Origin of the sequence: Stenotrophomonas sp. (assembly GCF_032099025.1) — a bacterium.
GTDB lineage: Bacteria > Pseudomonadota > Gammaproteobacteria > Xanthomonadales > Xanthomonadaceae > Stenotrophomonas.
Window position 1 is genome coordinate 1 of sequence record NZ_DAMCID010000016.1, and the last position, 24,214, is coordinate 24,214.

21 protein-coding genes are annotated in these 24,214 nt (G+C 63.6%); 4 read left to right on the forward strand and 17 right to left on the reverse strand.

Going from position 1 to position 24,214, the window contains the following annotated elements; all coding sequences use genetic code 11:
- Both RT456_RS12425 and RT456_RS12430 read left to right on the forward strand, forming a co-directional pair.
- Positions 1-219 (forward strand): XVIPCD domain-containing protein (locus tag RT456_RS12425; RefSeq protein ID WP_345785092.1); only part of this gene is annotated, 219 nt, incomplete at its 5' end.
- 57 nt (positions 220-276) lie between these two features.
- A complete protein-coding gene (locus RT456_RS12430; RefSeq protein ID WP_313347086.1) occupies positions 277-513 on the forward strand; it encodes a DUF1653 domain-containing protein in 237 nt (78 codons plus the stop codon).
- Positions 514-582: 69 nt separating this feature from the next.
- On the opposite strand, the gene RT456_RS12435 is transcribed toward RT456_RS12430, so the two are convergent.
- From RT456_RS12435 to RT456_RS12515, 17 genes are all read right to left on the reverse strand, one after another.
- Positions 583-1,446 carry a hypothetical protein gene (locus RT456_RS12435; protein ID WP_313347089.1) on the reverse strand — a complete coding sequence of 288 codons (864 nt, stop codon included), beginning with the start codon at positions 1,444-1,446 and terminating at the stop codon, positions 583-585.
- A gap of 1,127 nt (positions 1,447-2,573) precedes the next feature.
- Positions 2,574-3,356, reverse strand: a complete 783-nt coding sequence (locus RT456_RS12440; RefSeq protein ID WP_313347092.1) for a hypothetical protein — start codon at positions 3,354-3,356, stop codon at positions 2,574-2,576.
- A gap of 584 nt (positions 3,357-3,940) precedes the next feature.
- Positions 3,941-5,038: a DUF4189 domain-containing protein gene (locus RT456_RS12445; protein ID WP_313347095.1), complete on the reverse strand. Its 1,098-nt coding sequence runs from the start codon at positions 5,036-5,038 to the stop codon at positions 3,941-3,943.
- 948 nt (positions 5,039-5,986) lie between these two features.
- Entirely contained in the window at positions 5,987-7,141 is a 1,155-nt protein-coding gene (locus RT456_RS12450) for a type IV secretion system protein (protein WP_313347096.1), read from the reverse strand.
- Between the two features lie 69 nt (positions 7,142-7,210).
- Entirely contained in the window at positions 7,211-8,014 is an 804-nt protein-coding gene (locus RT456_RS12455) for a hypothetical protein (protein ID WP_313347098.1), read from the reverse strand.
- Positions 8,015-8,030: 16 nt separating this feature from the next.
- Entirely contained in the window at positions 8,031-10,475 is a 2,445-nt protein-coding gene (locus RT456_RS12460; RefSeq protein ID WP_313347100.1) for a VirB4 family type IV secretion/conjugal transfer ATPase, read from the reverse strand.
- 75 nt (positions 10,476-10,550) lie between these two features.
- On the reverse strand, positions 10,551-10,859 hold the full coding sequence (locus RT456_RS12465; protein WP_313347102.1) for a VirB3 family type IV secretion system protein: 309 nt from the start codon (positions 10,857-10,859) through the stop codon (positions 10,551-10,553).
- Positions 10,852-11,238: a TrbC/VirB2 family protein gene (locus tag RT456_RS12470; protein ID WP_313347105.1), complete on the reverse strand. Its 387-nt coding sequence runs from the start codon at positions 11,236-11,238 to the stop codon at positions 10,852-10,854. The genes RT456_RS12465 and RT456_RS12470 overlap by 8 nt, the downstream gene beginning before the upstream one ends.
- A 72-nt stretch (positions 11,239-11,310) precedes the next feature.
- Positions 11,311-12,237, reverse strand: coding sequence for a lytic transglycosylase domain-containing protein (locus RT456_RS12475; protein WP_313347108.1), 927 nt, complete (start codon positions 12,235-12,237; stop codon positions 11,311-11,313).
- Complete coding sequence (virB11, locus tag RT456_RS12480) at positions 12,237-13,280, reverse strand: P-type DNA transfer ATPase VirB11 (protein ID WP_313347111.1); 1,044 nt, start codon at positions 13,278-13,280, stop codon at positions 12,237-12,239. Before virB11 ends, RT456_RS12475 begins: the two co-directional genes overlap by 1 nt.
- 15 nt (positions 13,281-13,295) lie before the next feature.
- On the reverse strand, positions 13,296-14,558 hold the full coding sequence (locus RT456_RS12485) for a TrbI/VirB10 family protein (protein WP_313347113.1): 1,263 nt from the start codon (positions 14,556-14,558) through the stop codon (positions 13,296-13,298).
- Complete coding sequence (locus RT456_RS12490) at positions 14,555-15,334, reverse strand: TrbG/VirB9 family P-type conjugative transfer protein (protein WP_313347116.1); 780 nt, start codon at positions 15,332-15,334, stop codon at positions 14,555-14,557. Before RT456_RS12490 ends, RT456_RS12485 begins: the two co-directional genes overlap by 4 nt.
- Positions 15,331-16,368 carry a type IV secretion system protein gene (locus RT456_RS12495; RefSeq protein WP_313347119.1) on the reverse strand — a complete coding sequence of 346 codons (1,038 nt, stop codon included), beginning with the start codon at positions 16,366-16,368 and terminating at the stop codon, positions 15,331-15,333. Before RT456_RS12495 ends, RT456_RS12490 begins: the two co-directional genes overlap by 4 nt.
- 89 nt (positions 16,369-16,457) lie before the next feature.
- On the reverse strand, positions 16,458-16,907 hold the full coding sequence (locus RT456_RS12500; protein ID WP_313347122.1) for a hypothetical protein: 450 nt from the start codon (positions 16,905-16,907) through the stop codon (positions 16,458-16,460).
- Between the two features lie 412 nt (positions 16,908-17,319).
- Positions 17,320-18,993, reverse strand: coding sequence for a type IV secretory system conjugative DNA transfer family protein (locus tag RT456_RS12505; RefSeq protein WP_313347124.1), 1,674 nt, complete (start codon positions 18,991-18,993; stop codon positions 17,320-17,322).
- Positions 18,994-19,029: 36 nt separating this feature from the next.
- Complete coding sequence (locus tag RT456_RS12510; RefSeq protein ID WP_313347127.1) at positions 19,030-19,284, reverse strand: hypothetical protein; 255 nt, start codon at positions 19,282-19,284, stop codon at positions 19,030-19,032.
- A 156-nt stretch (positions 19,285-19,440) separates the two neighbouring features.
- Positions 19,441-19,869 carry a D-Ala-D-Ala carboxypeptidase family metallohydrolase gene (locus RT456_RS12515; protein WP_313347130.1) on the reverse strand — a complete coding sequence of 143 codons (429 nt, stop codon included), beginning with the start codon at positions 19,867-19,869 and terminating at the stop codon, positions 19,441-19,443.
- A gap of 224 nt (positions 19,870-20,093) precedes the next feature.
- On the opposite strand from RT456_RS12515, the gene RT456_RS12520 reads away from it, so the two are divergent.
- Complete coding sequence (locus RT456_RS12520) at positions 20,094-21,314, forward strand: MFS transporter (RefSeq protein ID WP_313347133.1); 1,221 nt, start codon at positions 20,094-20,096, stop codon at positions 21,312-21,314.
- A gap of 138 nt (positions 21,315-21,452) precedes the next feature.
- Positions 21,453-24,200, forward strand: coding sequence for a UvrD-helicase domain-containing protein (locus tag RT456_RS12525; protein ID WP_313347136.1), 2,748 nt, complete (start codon positions 21,453-21,455; stop codon positions 24,198-24,200).
- The last annotated feature ends 14 nt before the right edge of the window (positions 24,201-24,214 follow it).

Here is a 24,214-nt window from a genome sequence, read left to right on the forward strand (position 1 = left end):
GTGCTGATGAGCAACGACGCGGCCCATACCTTCGCCGTGCAGGGCAAGGTGGACGACCCTGCCCACCTGCGCGTCACCGTGGCCACCGTCGCGGCCATGAACACCCCGCTGGAGCAGAGCAGCCGCCAACTGGAGGCCGGCGCCGCCAGCCAGCAGCTGGAACAGCAGAACCGGCAGCAGACCGAGACCCAGACTGCCGCGCGCAGCATGACCGCCTGAGACCCGTGCTCGGAGGGGGGCCGTGCGACAATGCGGCACTCTCAGGAACTGACCCTCATGTCCAATCTGGCTCCCCTGCCCCCGTTGACGCCCGGCCGCTACCGTCACTTCAAGGGCGGCAACTACCAGGTGCTGGGCGTGGTGCGCCACAGCGAAACGCTGGAGCCGCTGGTGCTGTACCGCCCGCTCGATGCAGACCTGGGCGTCTGGGTGCGGCCTTACGACATGTTCGTCGCACAGGTCGAGGCCGATGGCGTCATGCGCCCACGCTTTGCGCTGGTCACGGCTGACTGATCTCCAGCCGCCCTCCCGTAACGAAAAAGCGCCCCGAAGGGCGCTTTTTTGATTCAGAACACCCCCGCCTTACGGCGTCGCGCTCTGCCCTGCCACGGCCGTGCTGTTGACGATGAACGGGTCACGCCCCGCATCCGCATAGCCGCTGCACGCCGTATCGCCCGGCGCCACCGGATCACAAGTCCATAGGCTGCGCGGCACCGTATCGCGCGTCTCGAAGCGCTCGCCGTTCCACACCAGGAAGCCCAGGTGCAGGCGGCCCCACTCGCCATAGGTACGCGGCTCGCCCTTGCCTTCGGCGCTTACGTCGGCATACCAGCGCAACGCCGGACCAAACTGCAGCTTGCCCGCGTCCAGCTTCACGCTCGTCGCTTCCACGCCGTAGCGCTTGCGGTCGCCATCGGACACCAGCGGCTGGGCCGGCATCACCTGCGCGGTGATGTCCTGCGGTGCCGCGCCCGCGGTCACCTGGTACACGCGCTCCTGCACAAGTGCCTCGCGGCAGCTGCCGGTGGAGAGGCGCATCGTCTCGCCGGCGATGCTTTCGGGGTGACGTCCGTCAACGCAGGTGAACGGGCCGGAGACCAGATAGACCGTGGTGGCCGCATCGGCGCCCTCGAACGAACGCACCCAGATCCCGTTCTGCACGGCCAGGAAGTCCGGCCGCAGGCCGTAGCCCGGCACCGCCTTGAACCACGCCTTCTGGCTGACCTGACGCTCGCGCACGGCGCGCGGCAGCAGCAGTTGCTGTTCTGGAATGGCCTTCAGCACGTTGGCCAGGTGGGCCGGCAGGGTGCCCTGGCACGCACCGATCAGCAGGTTGTCCTGCGTTGCCAGGCGCGCGGCCAGATCGTTCGGACAGCGTGCGCCCAGCTGGCGCTCGATGGCGTTGTTCTCGTTGACCAGGTTCGGTACGACCAGCGGACGCGGCACCGGCGGTGCATCAGGTGCAGGCGCGGTAACCGCCTCAGCCGGAGCAGCCGTGTCTGCCACTGCTACCGCGGAAGGTGCCGGAACGCTGGCCGCAGGCGCCTCTGCCGCCACCGAAGCAGCGGGCACAGCGACCGGTGCCGCGGCGGCAGGAGCGTGTACTGCAACAGCGGCAGCAGGCTCTGCTGCCGGCGTCGGCACCGCAGCCGCCTCAACCGCCGGCGGCGAGGCCTCAGGCGATTCAGTGACCGCTTCCATGACAGCGTCTGCGGGCACATCGCCGGCCATATCAGCGGACGTCTGATCTTCCATCACCGGTTCCCCTGCCGGAACGGCGACCGGGGCCGATGCAGCATCGGATGCCGGCGCGGCTACCTGCTCTATGACCGCGGGCGCGGGGTCAACCGCGTCCTCCACGGACTGGGCGTGCGCGGTAGCCATCGCAAACGGCAGGAGCAGCAACAGCGAGGTGGAACAGCGGGCACTCAGGTGCCGGGAGTAAAGCGAAGCATTTCGCATATTTCGTCCTTGAAGCTGGAGTGGAATGACATGGACCGCAGCGATGCCATGGGCCATGGGGTGACGTTCGCCGAGCCCGGCAACCGCACACCTGAAACCGTGGAGACCCCTGATTGCACTCAAAGCCCCCTTTGAGCGCCCTTCCAACCATCGCCGCATTCCCAACGGCGACACCCTACACCAGTCGTGAAATCCGCGTCGCGACAAAGCCGGGAATATTTGAATTAGATCACAACTTTGAACACCCAAGATGGCAATCAGGGGCGGATAGCGACTGATGCAAGGCCGAGAGCGGCAGCGGCGCGATTATTGTTGCACCGCACAGCGTGACTTCGTTCCGTCACATGAGGCCGCATAACGCCTGCATGGCACGCCCTTCGGGGTCGGGTTGAGCTTCGCAAGACCACGCCCTCGGTTCGCCACGTCCTCTTCAGCCGTCGCCGTCTTCCCGTCCATCGCCGTCTCCGTGCGGCCACACGCCGGAGTCACCACCAGCAACGCCACTAGCGCGGCGCCAACCATCGCACCTGATTGTCTTGCCATGAACTATTGATCTCCTGCCGGACGCGAGGCCAACGTGAGGTGCAGGCAGCGCACCGGCGTCATGGCACTCAGTCAATCTCCAGCGCTTTCTTCAGCGCAAGGGTCTGAACGACATCGGACGCCGCCGTTGCGCTCGGATCTCCCCTGAAGGCCACCCTGGCCAGAACGCGCTGCCGGGCGTACATCGCAGAAATGTAGGCGTCATACCCCTGCATGCGGGTGCCCCACTGCTGGGAAAGAACGTTGAGCTCGTTGGTGAGGCGGGCAGTGTCGCTTTGGGTGGCTTGGACGCCGCCCGTCGTATTTCCACCGTCCACGCGCGCCTCGAATATCTGTCGCAGGGTGTCCTCCGCCTGCTCCATCGTATCCTCGAGGAACATGACCGTCTCGTTGAACTTCCGGTTCTCCATCATCTGGATGTTGACGCAAATCTGCCGCTGCTGCCCTGCGAGCGCATACCTGTCGTCGAACTTGAGCACCGAGAAGACAGTCTCCATGCCGAGGCCGACCGCCTTCTTCCCACACACCTCCTTTACCAGGTAATCCGGCGCCACCTTCTGGATCTTCGCTCCTTCCGGCAGGCCCATGCCGAACCTGAGTGGGTCGAAGATCGCGCGAGCTTCATCGATCTGCGCCTTGACCTGCTCCCACCGCTTTGCCTCCTTCGCATACACCATGGCGTCGTTGAAGAACTTCTGTATGTCACCCACGATCGAGGTGATGTCGATCACCGGCGCGCCGGCTGCAGCGGTCTGCGGCACCACTATCGTCAGCACGGACATCATGGCGGCCAGCACGCGCAGGCGTCCGCGGCTGCTTCCAGTCCTGCATGTCCCTTGATCACTATTCATCACAATCTCCCCCTCTCAGTTCGACCGGCACCGTGCAGGACCGGAACAAGAAAGGGAATTCGATTGTTTCTGTAGATCCTGCCGGATCAGTTGGCGCGCACTACCAATGCGTCGCAGGGTGCCAGTGCGCCAACCTTACCGAAGCCCCCCAAGAGGCAGAGCGATATCGGTATCGCGGGCGTATTGGATCCTGCGCTCCTGGATCGACGCTGCGCGCGACAAGATGGATTTGAGTTCCGGGTTGACGGCGGAAGTTCCTTGCGCCGCGCGCGCACGCACGCAACCGACAAAGCGCAAAGACGTCGCTTCCAACGCGACTCGCGCGGAAAATGCGCACGGTTGACGCAGGGAACCGGCTCAGAGCGCACCCACAGAAAAAAGAGGCTCATTGCTGAACCTCCTCTCCCAGATCTGAATCATGTCGCTACTGCAAGGCATTGAACGCCCGACATGCTGCACGCGAAATAGGTGACATTGCAGCTGGCGACGCCCATTGAGTGGCACACCCTATCTTTCTCGACGCGCGCTACCCCGGCTACTGCCGACGTCAAGCCGACCGGAGCCCGTAGCCAATACCCGCCGCCCTACTTCATGCACTGGCTGAGCACGACTGGACAGGACGCTGCTTTAACTGCCCTGCAGGCGGTCGACGCGACATCTTCCGCCGCCGCCGTCGTATCGCCCCGCCCTCCGAAGCTTGCGACGCGCCCGCCCGGCTGTGGCGCCCTGATGACCGCAATGCATTCGCCATGCGGCGCTGCGACGAGTACGCTGCAATCCGCCCCACAGGCGCTGACAGCGGTCTCCTTGGCGTCCTGTTCGGAGGGAGCAACCTTCGCCGCAAAGGCAGCGGTGCTACTGCTGGTAGCGATGGCGAACCACGGCTTGGCCACGCGCGTCATTCCCTCCGGCCCTGCCTCCGCATCCTCATTGGACACTTCCGGCGTGGAGCCGTCCTGCGTCTTCGGCTTGGCACGCTCCATGGCGGTGACAGCCCCGCGCCGCGCCAGCGGCTTCGCGATGTACTCCTTCGCACCCGGAAATTCGACGAACTTGGGACCCGCTACGTCACCACTGGCCTCCAACAACAGGCGATGGGAAAAGCGTTCACGGCCGCTGTAGGCGTACTTCCAGCCAGAGCAGAATGCCTCTTTGGGTGGGCTCTCGCAGCGAGTGCCGCCTTTCGCACTGCAGGCCGCGACCGCGCCGGCCCCTGCCTTCTCGCGGGACTCGCCTGGGCTCCAGTACATGCCGCCTTCGCTGCTATACGCAGGTGCCATGCACGAGTTCGCAAATGACAGCACCGGCGTGCAGGTGCCCTTGCACTGGGTCATTGCGTCCATGGCGGCGTCGTTAGCCGTCTTTGCATTCAGTGCCGCATTCCAAATGCCTTCCTCGGTGCTGACCACGATGACACCCCACCAGTCGCGCGTAGCGTCCTCGCGGATCTTCACCTTGTTGGCGGCGCGGGCGGCGGCCGCGATGGCGGTTGCAGCCGCATCTTCCATCTGGGACAGGTAGCTGGCGTTGCCAGGACTCTGCTGCCAGCCACCCGCGCCGGGGATAGGAGCGCAACCCTGCACGCCCTGTCCACCGATCGGGTACTGGCCGGGCGGACATCCGCCCTCCGCTCTTGCCCAGAATGATGCAACGCCCAGCAGAACAAGTAATGCAACTCTCATGTGTCCCTCCTTGGAAACGCGGTGGTGTCAACGATGCATAACTGCGGCAATCCGCACGACTTGAACTCGGAAAACGGCATGGCGTTTCTTATCCGGGCAACAGCCGAACCGCCACACAATTGGATTTTGCAAGAGTCTCGCCCCCGCCCCAAACCGCGTCAAGCCTGCGGGTGCTGCGCGCTGCCGGCCGTATGTCGCAGACATGTGAGCGACATACCCCCAATGCGCGCGCCTCGATCCGGGAAAGGTCGTTGAGCTCGGATGTCAGGCCGCGGTGTCGAACCCGCAACATCCTTTCCGACATGGAGAGAAAACCGAGAAAGGGAGGCTCACTTCTGAACCTCCCTCTGAATACTCGTGCTATTGCGGCGCTAGAACGCTTTGAATTCGGACATGCTGCAAGCCGAATAGACAACGCTGCACTCTTGACCGGAACCAAAATCTTCGCAGCGCTTCATGGCATTTGCCTTGGCAAGCTCAAGCGTCTCCGCTGCACTTGCCATCGTCTGCCCTATCGAGCCCTGCGGGCTCCTTTGCCTGAACTCAACGGTAGGATCGGCCATTGCAACGCATTGATTGTAGTAAGCAATCCGTAGCTTGCACGACTTCCCTCCCACGCGCTTGCAATCATCGAGTGCAGCAGAGACCGCAGCTCGTTTGGACTTATAAGAAACTGCAGTGCCAGTAGACATGTTTGAAGTGTCTTCAGCAATGGCGCCCCAACGCGTCTCCCACTTCCCAGTCGGCCTGGGGGACCCAGAGCTCTGACTACCGCCCGCACCTGGAATCGGCGCGCAACCCTGCACACCTTGACCGCCGATCGGATACTGACCCGGCGGGCAAGATCCCTCGGCATGCACCCAGAACGAAGCAGAGCTCATGAACGCAAGGAGAGCCAGTCTCAACATGATCTTACCTTCCAATCGCTTCATCTTGGATCACTTGTTATCAGGTTAGTGCTGCGCCTTTCCTTCCGGTGTCCTGCTGGGCGATTCCGGACGACGTGCCAAAGTTACGTGGCATCACATGTTGGTTATTTGCGATCGACCCAGCATCATTCGAGGTATTGGCGTTGGTACTTTGCGGCGGCGTATACGAACCCGGCGGCTGGCCCTGCGGACCCGGCTGACCCGCTCCGGCACCGCCTATCTGGGAGAATGCCATGAAGTTGCCCAGCGTTCCCTGGAAGAAGAACGCGGCCATTGGGGGTGCAGTCAGAATCAGCGTTGTAAGGATCAACCCCATGCCGCCCTGCTGCATGGCCTGGCTGGTGATGCCGTCTGAAGAACCGCCATCCAGCAGGAACTGTTCGAACGCCGCGCGGGCCCAGAAGGCGACCGATACGCGGATGACCATGTCCAGTGCGATGGAGACCATCGCCGCCAGAACGGCCATCGAGAACATCGTGCCGATGCCGTAGAACAGCCACTTCTGGAACAGCTGCTTGGTCTGGTCGAACAGCAGACACAGGATGAACAATGGGCCGAAGCCGACAAACAGCGCCATGGCAATCTGGTAGAGCAGCAGCATCGAGCCAGCCACTACGGCCGGGCCGCCGGTGCCAAGGCCAATGAAAAGCTGTGCCTGCGTCTTGTCATTGCTGATGCTGGGATCGTCGACCACCTTGATGGCGTCAACGCTCGACAGCGCGACCTGCATCCAGCCCAGCGCCTGGTCAATCTGCTTCTCCGGCGGGTCATTCTTGCCGGTGACAACGGTTGAGATCACACCCTTGACGTCCTTCGTGAGGAAGTCCTGGATGCTGGTGCCGAAGATGGCCATGCTGGTAGCGACGCTGACGATGAGCGCCGCGCGCGCCATGTTGGTGACCAGCGCCATCATGGAATCCCGGCTCTGGCCGGTGATGATGCGGTAGCCCTGGATCAGGACCCACAGCGTCATCAGCACCAGGGCGATGCCGCCTACCCAGGTCATCATGTTGTTCAGCATCTCGATGCCGAACTTGTTGATGCGATCTTCCAGGTAGTTGAGGATCAACCGGAAGAATACGAAGTCGCCGATCGACTGGATACGCGTGGCGTACCCAAGCAGGTCCTGCAGGCCTCCCGAGATGTCAAGATTTGCGATCGATTCGAGCTTCATTTCCATAGTCCTTTGGTGTTCCCACTTTCCAGGGCCCGGCCCGCCAAATAGCCGCCGGACTCATGCCGCTCAATCAACGCTGAGAGCGCCCTTAAGAGCGACCGTCTGCACAAGGTCCCCCAGCAGCTTGTTCTTCGGGTTGCCCTTGAGGGCGGCCCTGGCCAGCACATTCTGGTTCTGTTCCTGGCCCGCAATATAGGCGTCATACGCCTGCATGCGGGTACCCCACTGCTGGGCCATCATCGTCAGCTCATTGCCAAGGCGCAGCGTGTCGCTGTCGGCGGCTTGCACCGCACCGGTCTTGTTGCTGCCGATGCGACTCATGAAATTCTTGTACATCTGCTCCTGTGCTTCCTTGACAGTCTTTTCAAGGAAATCGATTGAGTCGTTGTACTTCTTGTTCTGCATCATTCGGATATTTACGCAGATCTGGGCCTGCTGCGATGCAATGTCGCCGGCGCTGATGCCGGTAAGCGTAAACACGGTTTTGAGGTCAAAGCCCAAGGCCTTCTTACCGCAAGTCTCTTCAACCAGATATTTGTCGGGCACCTTCTTGAGCGGCGCACCGTCCGGCAGGCCGATCAGATAGTTGAACGCGTCAAAAATCGCACGCACTTCATCGATCTGCTGCTTGATCTGGTTCCAACGCACCGCTTCCTTGGCATAGGTGGTGGTGTCGGAGATCCACGAGCGGATATCGCCGATGATCGAGGTGATGTCGATGACCGGCATGCCCGCGTACGCATTCTGCGTTCCCAGCAGCAAGGCGATGCTCAGCACGCCTGCGCGCAGTCGCATGCGCTTGGCGGGACGAGCCTTGGTCGTGTTGTTGGTCGAGATGTTCATTGCACCCTCCAATGTCATGTTGCTCATGATCCGTATCCTTACGTCAGGCCGCGTCCGAGCTGGCCGCTGACGGCTTGCCCGATCCTTTGCGATTCTTGTAGAACTCTTCCAGCCACTGCTCCGGGGTCAGCTCACTGACCGGCGTGCGCGCCCGGGCCGATGCGGTCTGCAGCACCCGGTGCATGATGTCGATGTTGTCGGTGGACGCCGAGATGACCGACAGAATGTCGTCCATGCCACGCAGGTTGAGCTGGCACACGCTCGATGCGTGGCCCTGCTTGACCAGGAAGCAGCGCGAGCGTTCGTCCAGTGCGGTGACCACGCGGAACTCGGCTTCCGTCAGCTTCAGGCCGTCCATGTAGTCCGACTTGCTGGCGTTCGGGTTCGGCAGCAGGATCAGCGTGGCGGTCTGCTCGATCAGGGCGGCGGAGATGTCGCTCTTCAGCGCATCTTCCGGGCTCTGCGTGGCGAAGATGCCCAGGCCGTTCTGCTTACGGATGGTCTTCTGCTTGTTCTTGGCGAATTCCTTCAGGCCACCCTCGCCGTCCAGGATTTTCCAGAATTCGTCCATCACGTAGATCAGCGGACGACCGTCGATCAGCGATTCCAGCTTGTGCAGCAGGTAGTTGATCACCGGCACGCGCACTTCGGGGTTGTCGATGATGTCGGTGTAATCGAACCCGATGATGTTGGCCTTGCTCAGGTCGATGGTATCGACCGGGTTGTCGAACACCCAGCCCAGCGAGTTGCCCGACGTCCAGCGGCGCATGCGCGCGTACAGGCCGTCATCGCCCATGTTGGGCAGGCTCTTCTGGAAGTTGGTCATGCTGCGCAGGTGCATCGGGGTGTCGAGCATGCTCTCCACGCCGCGGTAGATGTCCTCTTCCTCGCGGGCGCTGTATTCCTTCTTGCCGGCCAGCACCTTGATCAGGTCGGCCAGGAACTGCACATTGGCTTCATTGTTCTCGCACTGGAACGGGTTGAAGCCAGTGGCCGAACCGTTCTCCAGTGCCAGGTAGTTGCCGCCGCAGGCACGCACGAAGATCTCCGCGCCGCGATCCTTGTCGAAGAAGAAGATCGTGGGCGACGGGTCGTACTTCTGCACCTGGCTGAGCAGGAAGTTGATCAGCGCGGTCTTACCGGTACCGGACTTACCAATCACCATGGTGTTGGCGATGGCCTTCTCACCCAGCGAATTCTCCGACGGGTGGGTGGCGTGGAAGTTGAAGTAGTACGGCTGGCCGTTGGTGGTCTGCAGCGTGGTAACGCAGTCACCCCACGGATTGTTGTGCTGCTTGCCGGTGGCGAAGTTGTGCAGCGGCGACAGGCCCAGGAAGTTCAGCGAGCTCAGGTTCGCCAGGCGGGTACGGTAGCGCCAGTTGCCCGGCAGCTGTGCGTAGAACGCCGAGGTGACGGCGAGGTCTTCCTTCACCGACACGAAGCCGGCATTGGACAGCTCGGCGCGGGTGCTCGCCACGTTCTGGGAGAGCTTGGCCTGGCTGTCGCCGTACACGGCCAGCGTGTAATGGTACTCGCCCAGCACGAAGTTGCCGGACGACAGCTGGTCCATGGCCTGGTCCAGCTCGATGATCTGGCTCACGGCCTTGTCGCCGGAGGAGATCATCATGCCCTTGGTACGGTCGAGCACCTTCAGCGCGTCCTGGCGGCCCATGGGGCTGAAGGAATGCGTGACGACGTACTCGAAGTCCAGGTACTTCAGGCCATTGAGAATGCCCGGGTAAGTCCCCTCGGCAAACTCCTTGATATTGAGGATCGCGCCGAAATGGTTGACACCATTGGGCGTAGCGATCACGAAATCGCCGGTCTTGGCCGAGAACATGTGCTTGCTGACCGGCAGGAAGTCCTTGATCGGGGCCGACAACACCGGCACCGGCTCATCGATGCGGTTGATCAGGTACCCGAAGAACTCCAGGGTCTCGGAGAACACGATGCCATTCTTGGCCTCGTACATGCCCAGACGGTACGGCGCGTAGTCGCGGATCACCGCTTCGACGTTGCCGGCCAGCTCCATCAGCTTCTCGATGGCCTGGGTCTGCTCGGCCTGCAGCTTGCTGACGTCGGCCGACTTTTCCACGAAGCGCTTACCGGTCACGACCGGGCGGTACAGCATGGTCAGGTACAGCTCGTTCTGCATGATGCGCTGCGAGGAGAGCATGCCCATGTACTGATCGGACACGTCCTGGTTGAACTTCTGCTTGAACGTGCTCTTGCCCTTCAGGGTGCGGCGGCGGCGGATGTCGTGGGCCCAGAACGCCACGTTGACGAAGTCCGGCGCACGCAGCGTCTGCAGCAGGCGGTTGAAGGTGTTGTGCTTGTGCTCAAGCTCCCACTCCTCGCGGCCCACGAACGGCAGACCCTCCAGATGCCAGGTCAACAGGTAGTCGCCGCCGGTCGTCTTGACCACGTTGGTGGACACGTGCGACGACAGCGGGATGAATTCGGCAATGGAGGTATCTGGGCTGAACATGCTGCTGATTCCGATGAGGGGTCTTCGGTAAGTCGGAATGGCCCGGGCAGGTGCTGCCAGGGCCATTCCGGCACCTCAATCCTTGGGTGCCGGTTTGGTGCGGTAGTGATTCGGGCTGAACACCCACATGCCGTCATGATCCTGGACGTTGCGCACCTTCAACTTGAACTGCAGCCGAAGGCCCATCAACCGGAAGATCATTTCGTCGCGCTTGGCCATGTGTCGCATCACGAACACAGCCACCGGAATGCTGGCCAGGTACCAGAAGTTCGTATAGACACTCAGCAGGAACAGGCCACCGACGACGAAAAAGAACGGCACGTAGGGAACGCCCATGAACATCGCTGGGCGTGTGCAGCCGCGAAAAACGACGTTCTTATGCACTGTAGTACTGCAGGGTGTTGGTCAGCATCGCGCTGCAGGCGCTGTTGTCCGAGCTGTCACCCAGCAGCATGCTGGCGATCTGGCCGGCCGCACCGATCAGCAGGCCACCGATCAGGATCGGCGCCACGTCGGCAATGCGCTTGTGCGCGAAGGCGATCTGGTAACCGGCGAAGATGACCGCGATGGTCACCACGGCGATCGAGGCGATGCTCAGCAGACCGTTGATGCTGTCGAAGAAGCCGCACACCTTCTCGTCGGTGCCACCGAAATCCTGGGCGAAGGCCTGCGGAACGAACATGGCGCCGACGAACGCGGTGGCCATCAGCACGGTCTTGAGGGTGCGCTGGGCGTTGACGAGATCGAGATTGAATCGCTTCATGGGTGGATATCCTTGTTGATGGGCTTGCATTACTGAGTGGCCAATCGGGGGCTTGACCGTGCCGCGCCCGCGTCAAAAGACGAAGGCTGCATCCCCTGCGGGAACCGGTGGTGCCGCCGGCATGGGAACCGGCGGGTTGTATTGCGGGGTTGACGATGCCGTCGGAACGGGCGCATTGCGCTCGCTCCACGGCCGGAGCATGACGGGGGCTTCAGGTGCGGCACCGAGCTGCGGCGACACAGCCGGTGCCTGCATCTGCACCCGCTGCGGCGCGGCCGGCGCCTGGGTCATGTTGCGATCCACCGCGCCCAGCACCACGCGTGACAACGCCTGGTCGGCCAGATTGACCAGGCTGCCGCGGGCCATGGCCGAGGTCGACGGGTAGACGACATAGGCGCGTGCCGGGTCGTCCGCGAGCGCCTGTGCGACGGCAGCGCCCTGGGCGATCACACGGCTCTGCGCGGCCGACTCGAACTGCGGATGGTGCTCGACCTTCACTTCGCGCCGTGCGCTGCGCGGCAGCACGTTGATCGGGCCGACGCCATCGGCCGCGGCCACGCGCTGGCTGCGCTGGATGGAGTCGTAGATCTTCTGCACGTACCCGTGGCGGAAACCGGTAGTGAAGTTGCCCGAGTAGTAGCAGCTGAACGACTTGCCCCAATCGCCGCCCGAGCGCTTGTAGCACTCGGCCAGGATGCGCGAACCGGCCACCAGGTTGTCGCACTGGCGGAAGGCCTTCTCGTACGAGTCCAGGCCGTATTTGGGCAGGTTGTAGCGGTTGACCTGGGCAAGGCCGACGGAGAAGTTGTAGCCCTTCTCTTCCAGCATGCGCACGGTGGCGATGGCTTCATCCAGCTGCTTGGGCTGGCGCGCCAGCGCACCGCCCACCACGCCGATGGCGTAGGGGTTGCGCGAGGACTCCACGTTGATCACGTGCTGCATGATGTCCATGGGCACCGCCATGTCCTGGCAGGCCAGCATTTCCAGTCCTGGAAGCATCAGTGCTGCCCTCCCTGTGCACGGCCGGGATTGAAGTCGATACCGGTGATGTAGCGCGAGCCGGCATGCGCCTTGATGTGGACCACGATGTCGATGGTCATCATCAGCAGGCGCTTGATGACGTCGAACTCCAGGCCGGAGCCTTCGGTGGATGCCTTCACCATCAGCGCCAGCTGGTCCCAGGTCTGCTCCGGGCTGCCGGCGTGGCAGCTGGTGATCGAACCCGGGTGGCCGGAGGCGCAGTTGCGGATGAAGTAGAACGCCTCATCGCCGCGCAGCTCGGCGAGGATGATGCGTTCGGGCTTCATGCGCAGGCACGCCTCCATGCAGCTCTTGGCGGTCACGTTGCTGGTGCTCTGCCCGCCCTTGGAATACAGCAGGTGCACCACGTTGGGCTGCGACAGGAACAGCTCGCGGGCATCCTCGATGGTGACCAGGCGTTCGCCGTCCGGAATGTGGTTGACCAAGGCCTTCATGAAGGTGGTCTTGCCGCTACCGGTGGCGCCGGACACCACGATGTTCTTGCGGTACTTCACCGCACGCCGGAAGAACTCGGCGTACTCGCGGGAGGCACGCAGCTCGATCAGCTCGCGGTCCTGCTCGCTGAGGCTGCCGTCCTGCTCCAGGATCTGGTTGAAGAAACCGTCTTCGTGGTACTGGCTCAGCGTCTTGGTGTGCTTGGACGGCAGACGGATCGTGATCGACACCTTGCCCGCATCGCAGGCCGGCGGGATCACGAACTGGGCGCGCTGCCCGGTCGGGAAGGTGAGCGACACCACCGGGTCAGCGTCGGTAATACGCTGACCGGTGTTGCTTTCATTCACCACGGCCGTGCAGAACTGCCGGGCCCGCTCGAAGGTCAGGCCCGGCACGTCCACGCGCTCCCACCCCGCCCGGGTTTCCAGGTACAGCTCGCCGGGACGGTTGATACAGATTTCCGTCACGTCCGGCGAGCTCATGTACTCGGCAATTCCCAGCACTTCGTACTGATAGCGCAGGAAATCACTGGAGACTTGGGCGATGGGGGCCACTTCTGCATCCATGGTCAGGTCACTTCGTTACCGGCTTCCCAGCACTTGGCTGAAGTCGACATCCTTGGCGACATATACGTTGATACGGGTACCCTGGTTGATGGTCACCGTCGGCGGACGACGCTGTGCCAGCGCCTCACCGGCCAAGCGTTCCATCTGACGGGCGGTGGCGCTTTCATACGGGGACTGCACCGCCAAGCCGCTGCCGGTGATGGTCGTGCTTTCCGGGCCGTGTTCGGCAGCGGCGTACTTGAAGGCGTCCGCCAGCAGGCTGATCATCAATGCAGACGCGACGCGGCTGCCCCAATGCGCGGAGTACTGACCCGGCATGCCGGCGCCGCCCAGACCGTCGATACCCGGGCTGGACATGGCCACGTCGATGCCGTTCGGGGTGGTGACGCGGTCCCAGATCACTTCGACGCGATCACCGACCGGGCCACCGCCGTAGGAACCATAGATCTTGGAACCCTTGGGCAGCAGCAGCGTACGACCGTTGATGGAGTACACCGGTTCGGTCAGCAGGCACGAGGTGTAGCCGGCGAAGTCGCTGATGATGCGGGTTTCCAGGATGCAGCGCAGGTAGGTGCCGCGCACCAGCAGCGCATCCGGCGAACGGATGAACGATGCATTGGACACATCATCCACATCCGGACCGCGGCGCACGCGTTCCGGCGCGGCCGGCTGGCCGCCGTTGCTGGCCTGGATGGCGGCCATCATCATCTTGCTGTAGTCGTCGTTCGCACCTGCGCCTTCCGTGCCATCACCCTGGCCCACGCCCGGGCCACCGCCCGTACGACGATCCATCAGGGTCGGGCCACGGTCGATCTCGCGTTCCTGCGGCGGCGGCATCATCGCCGCCATGCGGGCCTCGCGGCTGTCGTTCTCCGGCAGCGGCGGCAGCATCGGAATCGGCTGGGCATCGGACGGCAGCGGCGGCACGCCACCGACCGAATCCGGCCCCAGGCGCGGCATCTCGGGAGCCGACGCACGCGTGGTTTCAGCCTTCTTGACCGGCTCCTCCTCGGTGCCCTTGCGGAACAGCAGGAAGCCCATGCCGATCAGCAGCACCAGGATGCCACCCATGAACGCAAGGGCCTTTCGGTTCAGGCGCTGCTCTTCGGCCGAGCGCAGCTGCGGCGCGCCGGCATCCAGATCCGGTGCCTGCGAAGCCTGTGCGTTGCCAAAGTACGGATTGGAGGGATCTACGCCCCCCTGGCCGGCGCCGTACTCGCGCTGTCCGTCGTCTCGAATGTCGTTCGGGTCGTTGCCCGGAGTGTTGTGCTGGCTCATTTCTTCACGTTCCTTCGCAGGCCGACAACGTTCTCGCCGTGGCGGACCACCAGGTACGGGTAGGTCCCATGGACGATGAGGGTATTGCCTTCCACGGTGGTGTTGACCACGTATTCCTCACCATACTCTTCATCCCGGCCAAACACGGCGGGGAAAATGCCGGTCTTGTACTCGGGTGAGTTCGGCAGCTTGACGTAGGTAAAGCGGCTGTCGTCGTAGACATTGACCGGAATCAACCAGCCCATCTTCTTGGCGCGACGGGTCGAGTACGAGTAGTCAAAGTTGTACTGGCGATCCTTGGCCAGCTCGGTGCTGAGCAACGGCTTGGCTTCTTCCTGCACCGCCGCCTGGGCGGTACCGAATTCGGTGTCGCTGGGATAGCTGAAGGCGATCTTGTACTGCACGCCTGCGCGACGGGCCTGTTCCAGCTGGCGCCAGTCGGTCGCCACCACCTTCAGTTCGAAGATGTACGAATGCGTTTCGGTGCGCACCATCATGTTGGTGTCGACGTCGACGTTCTTCGGCTTGAGATAGAACACGTTCTCGCGACGCGTCAGCTCCCAGCCGCTGCTGAAGCCGGTGCTGTAGTCCAGGATCTTCTCGTTCGGGCTCAGCTCGATCTGGGTGGTCAGACCCAGGCCGGTGCGCACGGGATAGATGCGGTCCTGCTCGTATTCGTAGTGATCCACTGCCTGTGCAGACGCACCTGCGGAGAACATCAACGACAGCATCGACACGACGGCCAATGCTCCTCCTTTTACCTTTCGACTACTCATCGGTTGCTTGCTCCATCAGCAGTTCCGGTGGAAATTCCCTGAGCCGGCCTCATGGCCGGTTGCCCCTGCATCTGTTGTCCCTGGCCCGGCTGGGCCGGATACGCGCCCTGCGGCACCTGCTGGCCCGGGTACGGCTGCCCCTGCGCCGGCTGCTGCGGATAGCCCTGCGGCGGCACGGCGACCGGCTGGCCGGTGACCGGGTCGATCGCGGGCGCGGCGGCGGCGGCCTGGGCAGCGTCATACGCCGCCTGCTGGACCTGCTCGCCCTGCTGCTGCAGCGCGGCGTCGTCCGGACCCGGAATACCGCGGGAATAATCGTTATCCACGCGGTACTCGAATACTTCCATGCCCAGCGGGTTGAGGATGCGTTCCTGCTCGGACAATGCCAGCTTGCCGTCGTAACGGAAGCGCAGGGTCACCAGCTGGTTGTCCAGGTAGTTGGTGGTGCTCTTGATCTTGTCGTAGATGCTGCGCTGGATGCGCACCGACGCGCCACGGAAGCCGCCATTGGGCTGGGCTTCGAGCGGGGTGATGCTGAGGATCTTCACCCGGATGGCGCGTTCCTTGCCGTACAGCAGGATCGGGCTCTGCGGGTTGTTGCCCGCATAACGGGCGCGCACCGCATCGCTGACCGGCTTGCTGGACATCACGTGCACCAGCTGCCAGTCGCGCAGGCCCATCACCGCGAAGTCGTACGACTCGCGCGCCATGACGTACTGCGCCACGTTGCTGCGGTTGATCGCATCACTGGCGGTGATGGTCTGCCCTTCAAAGTTGCCCGTCAGCTTGGCCACGGTCGCGGTGCCGCTGTAGGCATCGGCCATCACCAGGAACGGCACCTTCTCCTTCAGCGGCAGCATGTAGTAGTAGCCGCCGGCCAAGGCAAGCGACATCACCAGCGACGACCCCGCCACCCACCATGCACGGCGCTCGCTGCGGCGTGCCAGGTCGGCCACGGTGATCTCGTAGCTCACCGCCTTGGAGACGGCCTGGTCCACTTTCGGGCTGTTGCCTGCGTCCTTCTTTCGGAACATGGAATTCATCCGTACTGCTGGAATATCAATGGGCACGACACCCCAACGCCAGGCGTGGGGAACATCGCGGTTGCCTGATCCCTACCGGCTCAGCTTCCGCTGGCCGCGTCGGCGCTGCCGGCCGAGGCGGTAGAGGCGGAAGCGGACTGGACCACGATCTGGTTGCCGACGATGGAGATCGACACACCCTGCCCCGCATACGCGGAGGTGAGATCGATGACCGCCTGCTGCGGATTGGTGGTGGTGATGTTGGCGACCGCGCCATACAGCGTGTAGTCCGAGGTCAGGCGGTAATCCAGGGTCATCCCCGAATCCTTGGCCCAACGCTCGAGCATGGTCTTCAACGTGCCGTCCATGGGAGATGCCTGGTACACGTAGCTGCTGTACAGGGGAATTTCCATGGTGGTGCTGGCGAAACGATTCACCGGCTTCCAGCGGCCGCCGAAATCCGGCGCGGGCTTGGTTGCGCAACCGGCCATCAGCACGGCAACAGCGACGATGGCAACAGTGCAACCCTTAGATAGAAACGCTTGCTTCATACGGACTTCCCTATGACGTACGGAATAGCGGCTTTTAGCCCGGAAATAACGGCAACACATCGACCCGTCGCGGCCTGCTGTCAGGCGCGACGAACCAACGTTGGATGCAAGCTGCAACACCTTTCAGTGGTGCAACCGGGCCCCCGCCCCGTCTGGTGTGAAAACGCCCCGAACGCGTGTCCGGCCCCTGCGCCTTCACCCCTCAACCCGAGAAAAGCCATCCATGTTCCTCTTGGTAGTACTTCAGTGCATGTCTTCCAGCACTGTCCTCAACAACAAATTCATGACGTATGGAACGTCCATCACAAATACGATGCCACAACTTCGCGTCAAATCAACGTCAAGCATGACAAATTTTTAACCTTCACATCCATTTTTCGAGACACACGTCACACGTTTTCACATGTGATGACTACAAATCCAACATCGGCACGGCGGTCTTCGGCAGCAGACGCGACGTGAAATAACGGTCCTGGTAGTACTTGATCTTGTCGCACTTGACCGGATGCGGAATGCCTTCGTACAGGAACACCTCGTGATCGTTGCCCATGGCCTTGAGCTCCTGCGGCAGCATCAGCGCGCGGCGCTCCTCGGTGAAGCTGTGGGTCTTCTCACGCGCATGGGTGACGTTCTTCTTGCGCACGGTGGTGTAGCCGAGCATTTCCGAATAGTCGTTGGCATCCTGCTGTTCGCGCGGCGCGTACAGGATCTGCAGGGCGTGATTGGTGATGATGGTGCGCGATACGTCCTTGCCGTAGGTGGCATCGAGCTGGGCCATGCTCTGGATGATCGGCAGCAGGCGCACGTTGTAGCCGGCCATGTAGGATACGGCCGAGGCGATGATGTCGACCTTGCCGATCGCGGTGAATTCGTCCATCAACAGCAGGCACTGGTACTTCAGGTCCGGATTGGACTTGGGCAGTTCCTTGGTGTTGAGGTTGATGATCTGGCTGAAGAACAGGTTGATGATCAGGCGACTCTCGGCCAGCTTGTTGGGCTGGATGCCGATGTAGATGGTCATCTTCTTCTTGCGCAGGTCGGTGAGCAGGAAGTCGTTGGCACTGGTGGCCTTGTCCAGCACCGGGTTGATCCAGGCGTTGAGCGGTTCCTTGAACGTGCCCATGATCGAGGCGAAGGTCTCATCGGCCTGCGACAGCATGTTGGCGAACGCCGAGCGCGCATTGCTGCTCAGGAACTTCTGCTCCGACAGCGCCTTGAGGTACTTCTTGAGATCGCTGCCGTCGCCGGTGGACAAGCGGAAGATGGCGCCCAGCGTCGGCGTGCCCTGCCCGGACGGGAAGCCCATCCGGCGCTCATCGTCCCAGTTCTCGAACAGGTACAGCGAGAACGCCATGAAGGCGTTGCGGGCCTGGCTGATCCAGAACTTCTGGTCATCGGACCCATCCGGGTACAGCATCGCGGCGATGCTCATCAGTTCCGAGACACGGAACGCCTGGTCGTCGGACACGTAGCTGAGCGGATTCCAGCGATGGGTGCGGCGATCTTCGGCGAACGGGTTGAACAGGAACACCTCATGGCCCTGGCCGGCGCGCCAGCCACTGGTGAGGTCGAAGTTTTCCTGCTTGATGTCCAGCACCACCACCGACTCGCCGTACTCCAGCAGGTTCGGAATGACCACGCCCACGCCCTTGCCCGAGCGGGTCGGCGCGGCCAGGATCACGAACTGCTGGCCACTGAGCCGCACCAGCTTGCCGCCGAAGCTGCCCACCACGATGCCGTTGTCGGACTTCTTGAACAGCCCATGCTTGGCCAGGTCCGAGGCCGCCGCGAAGCGCGCATCACCGTGCAGCGACTTCTTCTTGGGCTTGAACATGAGGAACAGAACGACCAGGCACAGCAGCGCCGGCAGGCCGAAGCCCACCGCGCCAGCCGCCTTGATCTTGGTCAGGTACGGCGCCACCGCAGGCTGGTCCATCGCCTGGATGTACTGGTAATAGGTGCTCCAGGTGAACAGCCCGGTGTCCAGGCGCAGGAACAGCAAGGTGAGATACCCGGCGAGGCAGTAGCCGACAAGCGCGGTCAACAGCACGACGACAGCGGTGACAACAATCTTCTGCGTGGACAAACCCAATCCTCCATGACGCGCCCCAAGGCGCTACGGCTAGCGCCGACGCCTGCGTGGCGTCGAGCGCGTTTCTGTCGTCTCATCTTCCAGACTGACCACCTTCTCCTCTTCGAGCAGCAGCAACCATTGCTTGTGCGCCTGGTCCAGCGACACTACATCGGTCACGCGTGTTCCGTCAGAGGTGAAAACGGCATAGCCGAACACATCGGCCGGACTGTAGACCGGCGAATATGTCAGTGCCACCACCTGAAATCTGCCGTCGACCCGCAACACATGAGGGTACTCGACCATCACGCATGCTCCCCGGATCGACGCCAATGGCGGCATGCTAATGCACGTTGAGCGCGATGCCAATCAGAAATTACCGACAATACGCATGTAGATACAGGTGTATTCGCGACAATGTTGCGCGTGGCGGGACAATGGAACGGGATCGCGTTCAACAGATCACCCCACGCCATCAAGGTAGCGGGTGCTTCCGTTGCGTCGCACCGCGGTCAACTGCTGGCGTCGATGTTGCGCGCCGTAGGACACGTGGACCCATTGCCCGAACTCTTCGATCAACTGATCGAACGGCAGCCCGAGCGCCACGATCCGCCGCGCCAGCGCCATGGAGGTCATGCCATCGACGTGGATGTCGGCGGCCTGGCCGGATCGATGCTGGCTGCCGGGCACACCGCCGACCGCGCGGTTGACCGCCGCCGAACGAAACGCCGAGGTGATGTACACCGGTTTCCCTACCGCATCGCGTAACGGCTGCAGGATGTGCGTGGCCAATGCGAGCAACGCGGCACGCTCGCGGCGAGTGGGCGCGTTGGCCAGACCGGTCGAGGTCGCGGTGAGCTCCTCGAGACTGATATTCGGGGTCAGCTGCATCCGCTCGCCTCGCCTGCAGAAAGACGCTCAAGCCTGCGGTGAGCGCTGCGGCGCGCCGTGAAGACCGCGTGAAACCAACGTGAAATGGCGCCGGATGGCGGGTCAATCGAGTTGCAGCCGCGCACGCCGGACCACAGCATTCCAGTGGCGAAGGCCACGATTTCAGGCGTATGGTGCGCCGCAGCAGTACAATAGCTCGCCTCGTTCCGTCCCACTGCCGTCCCATGACCACCACTACCCTCCCCTTGGCCGCGCGGTTGTCTGCCCGCGAGCGGACGCTGATCATTCTGGCGTTGTCGCTGGGCGGCTTTGCCATCGGCACCAGCGAATTTGCCAGCATGGGGCTGATGCTGGAAATCAGCCGCGGGCTGTCGATCAGCGAGACCCAGGTGGGTCATCTCATCAGTGCCTACGCCATCGGCGTGGTGGTGGGTGCCCCGGTGCTGGCCTTCGCCGGCGCCGGCTATGCCCGCCGGACGTTGCTGCTGGGCCTGATGGGCTTCTATGCCGTGGGCAACCTGGCCAGCGCGCTGGCACCGGACTACGCGACCATGCTCATCGCCCGTTTCGTCGCCGGCCTGCCGCACGGCGCCTACTTCGGCGTGGCGATGCTGGTGGCGGCTGCGATCAGCCCGCCCGCACAGCGCGGCGCGGCAATGTCCAAGGTGCTGCTGGGCCTGTCGGTGGCAATCCTGGTCGGCAACCCGCTCACCACCTGGCTGGGCCAGCAGCTCAGCTGGCGCACCGCATTTGCCTTGGTCAGCGTGCTGGCAATTGCCACGGTGGTGATGATCGCGCGCTTCCTGCTGCCCGACCCGGACGAGGTGCGCACCTCGCCGATGCGCGAGCTGCGCGCCTTCAACCGCCCGCAGGTGTGGCTGGCGTTGGCGATCGGCTCGGTCGGCTTCGCCGGCATGTTCTGTGTGTTCACCTATCTTGCCCCGACGCTGGTGCAGGTGACCGGCCTGGCCGAGTCGTGGATGCCGGTGGCCGTGGGCATCTTCGGTGTCGGCGCGATCATCGGCAATGTTGCCGGTGGCTGGCTGGTGGACCGCTTCCAGTTCCGTGCCGCCGGGCTGGTGCTGGTGTGGTCGATCGTGGTGCTGCTGGCCTACCCCCTGGCGGCCACCTCGGTCTGGACCGTCTTCCCGATGATCATTGCCGTGGGCACGATGGGCGCGCTGGCTGCCGTGCTGCAGACCCGCCTGATGGACGTGGCCGGTGAGGCCCAGACCCTGGCTGCCGCCTCCAACCACGCCGCCTTCAATACGGCCAACGCGCTGGGCCCGTGGTTCGGCGGCATGGCCATCGGCGCCGGCTTCAGCCCGGCCGTGACCGGTTATGTGGGCGCGGCCACCGCGGTGGGCGGCCTGCTGCTGTGGGGCGTGGCGGTGCTGGTGGAGCGGCAGTCGCGCACCCATGACGCGGTGGCCTGCGATCGCTGAGCGGTACGAATAGCCACACCCTGAAGAGACCCCGCTGCGGCGGGGTTTTTTCGTTTGGTTTTTCCTATCATGACGCGATGATTGCTTTCCCGATGCACGCCCTGCATCGGCGACCCGCCCGCTTTTCTGGATGTAGTGATGACGCACAACTGGTCCCCTTCCCCATGGGGCCTGCGCCTCTCGCGCTCGCCGGACTGGCGGCTGCGCCGGGTTGATGACCGCTTTGAGCTGACCGTGGATGCACGGGTCTACACACTGGCCACCGGTGCGTCATCCGCGTGGCGGGTACAGCGCGGTCCGGTGTGGAGCACGCTGCATTTCGCCACCGAAGACGGTGACCTCCGGCTGGGCGGCCTTCCGAATGAGCAGGCCGCCGGCCTGCACGCGCTCTGGTCCACCAGCGTGCACGCACGGCAACAGGACCGTCGCCTGGCCGACGCCAATGACGCCCTTGGGCAGATCCGCGACTGGCTGGTCCACGCCGACGCGCTGCTGGCGCGTGCCGATGCCCAGCGGCGCTGGCTCACCCAGGAGCAGCTTCGGACGCTGCAGCAGCAGCGCCCCGCCCTGCCCTTGGATGACGAGGCGCTGTGGGCGGTATTCGACGATCCGGCACTGCGCCCGCAGCTGGATGGCAACGACTCGGCGATTGAAGAAGACCTGCTGCGCTGGTGTGGCGACTGGCCCGCGCTGTGGACGGCGCGCAACGAGGCCCACCTGCAGCGCGAGCGCAGCGACGCCGGCGACCTGCTGGACCAGGTTGAACGCCAGCCGCTGACCGCGGAGCAGGCGCGCGCGGTGATCTGTTTCGACAGCCGCATGCTGGTGGTCGCCGCGGCGGGATCGGGCAAGACCTCCACCATGGTGGCCAAGGCCGCCTACGCGATCGACCGCGGACTGGTGGCCGCCGACCAGATCGTCATGCTGGCCTTCAACAAGGAGGCCGCCACCGAGCTGCAGCAGCGCACCGACGCCGCCTTCCAGCGGCTGGGCATGGATGCCGAGGGCGTTCAGGCGCGCACGTTCCATGCATTGGGGCGGCAGATCATCGGCAAGGTCAGCGGACGCATGCCCGAGGTGCCGGGCTGGGCCGTGGATGCCGCACAGGGCTTCCACCAGCTGGCCGACATCATCGACCGGCTGAAGGATCGCTCCCTGCACTTCCGCACGCAGTGGGACCTGTTCCGGCTGGTGTTCGGTCGCGACCTGCCGCTGCAGGGCGAAGCGCCCGTCGCGGACGGCTGGGATACCGAGGGCAACCGCTACGTGCGCACGCTGCGGGGCGAGCGCGTGCGCAACATCGAGGAGTGCGTCATTGCTGACTGGCTGTTCTACAACGGCGTGGACTACACCTACGAGCCGCACCCCACGCTGGATACGGCCACCGACACGCTTCGCCAGGCGCCCCCGGACTTCTTCTATCCCGGCACCGCGCTGTACCACACGCACCGGCTGGACACGGACGAAGATGGCAACGCCCACCCCCGCGATGGCAGTGCCACCTGCATTGAAACCCACTCGCAGCAGCTGCGCAGCGGGGCGCTGTTCGACGCCTTGGGCGATGCGCTGAGCCGCCACGGGCTTGCGCTGGACCCCAACCCGGACCGTGAACTTCCCGACGGCGGTGCTACGCCGATGCCGGACAGCGAGCTGATCGGCCTGGTGCGCACCTTCATCAGCCACGCCAAGAGCAACGGACTGGGCGTGGCCGACATGGCCGAGCGCCTGCGGCAGCTGCCCGAGGACCGCTTCAAGCATCGCTACCGCCTGTTCCTGGAACTGGCCACGCCGATCCTGCACGCGTGGGACGACGCGCTGGCCGCCGAGGACGCCATCGATTTCGAGGACATGCTCAACCAAGCCGCGGCGTACCTTGAGGAGGGTCGTTACGCATCGCCCTACCGGTTGGTGATGGCCGACGAATTCCAGGACGCCTCACGCGCCCGCGCGCGGCTGTGCCGGGCGCTGGTGCAGGCGCCGGGCTGCCACCTGTTCGCGGTGGGCGATGACTGGCAGTCGATCAACCGGTTCGCCGGCGCCGATGTGAGCGTGATGACGGGCTTCGAGGACACCTTCGGCCCCGCACAGGTCATGCACATGGAGCAGACTTTCCGCTGCCCGCAGGCATTGTGCGACGCCTCCAGCCGGTTCGTGTCGAGGAACCCTGCCCAGATCGCCAAGCAGGTGCGCTCGGCCACCCCGGCCCACGGCCCGGTACTGCAGGCCTTCCAGGTTGCCACGCGCGACCGGCTGCAGGATGCGGTTTACCAGTACCTGCAGCGGCTGCAGCAACAGCTGCAGAGCGGTGCGATTCCGGCGGGCCGGAACGGGCGGCTGTCGGTGTTCATCCTCGGCCGCTACAACGCCGACCGCACCTTCCTGCCGGCGCATTGGGCGTCACGATTCGGCGCCCACCTGGAGCTGTCCTTCCATACCGCGCACCGCTCGAAGGGCGCCGAGGCCGACATCGTCATCCTGCCGGCGATGCTGGAGCGCAGCTTCCCGAGCGCACGCGCCGATGACCCGGTGCTGGGGCTGGCCATGCCGCACGCCGACAGCTACCCGCTCGGCGAGGAGCGCCGCCTGTTCTATGTGGCGCTGACGCGGGCGCGGCGTTCGGTGGCGATGTTCACCGTGCAGGGCAAGCGGTCTTCGTTCCTCAACGAACTGGTCCATGACGGCGCGGTCAGCATCAGCACGGTCAACGGCGAGCCGATCCGCGAGCAGGCCTGCCCCGCCTGCGATGGCGGGGTGATCGTGCAACGGAGCGGGCCGTATGGGGAGTTTTCGTCGTGTTCGGGGTATCCGCGGTGTCAGTACAAGCCGAAAGATGGACGATCGGTACTGGCCAACAGGCCACGGTCCGGTGCGACACTGAGCCTGTAAACCGGTGCGGGGGG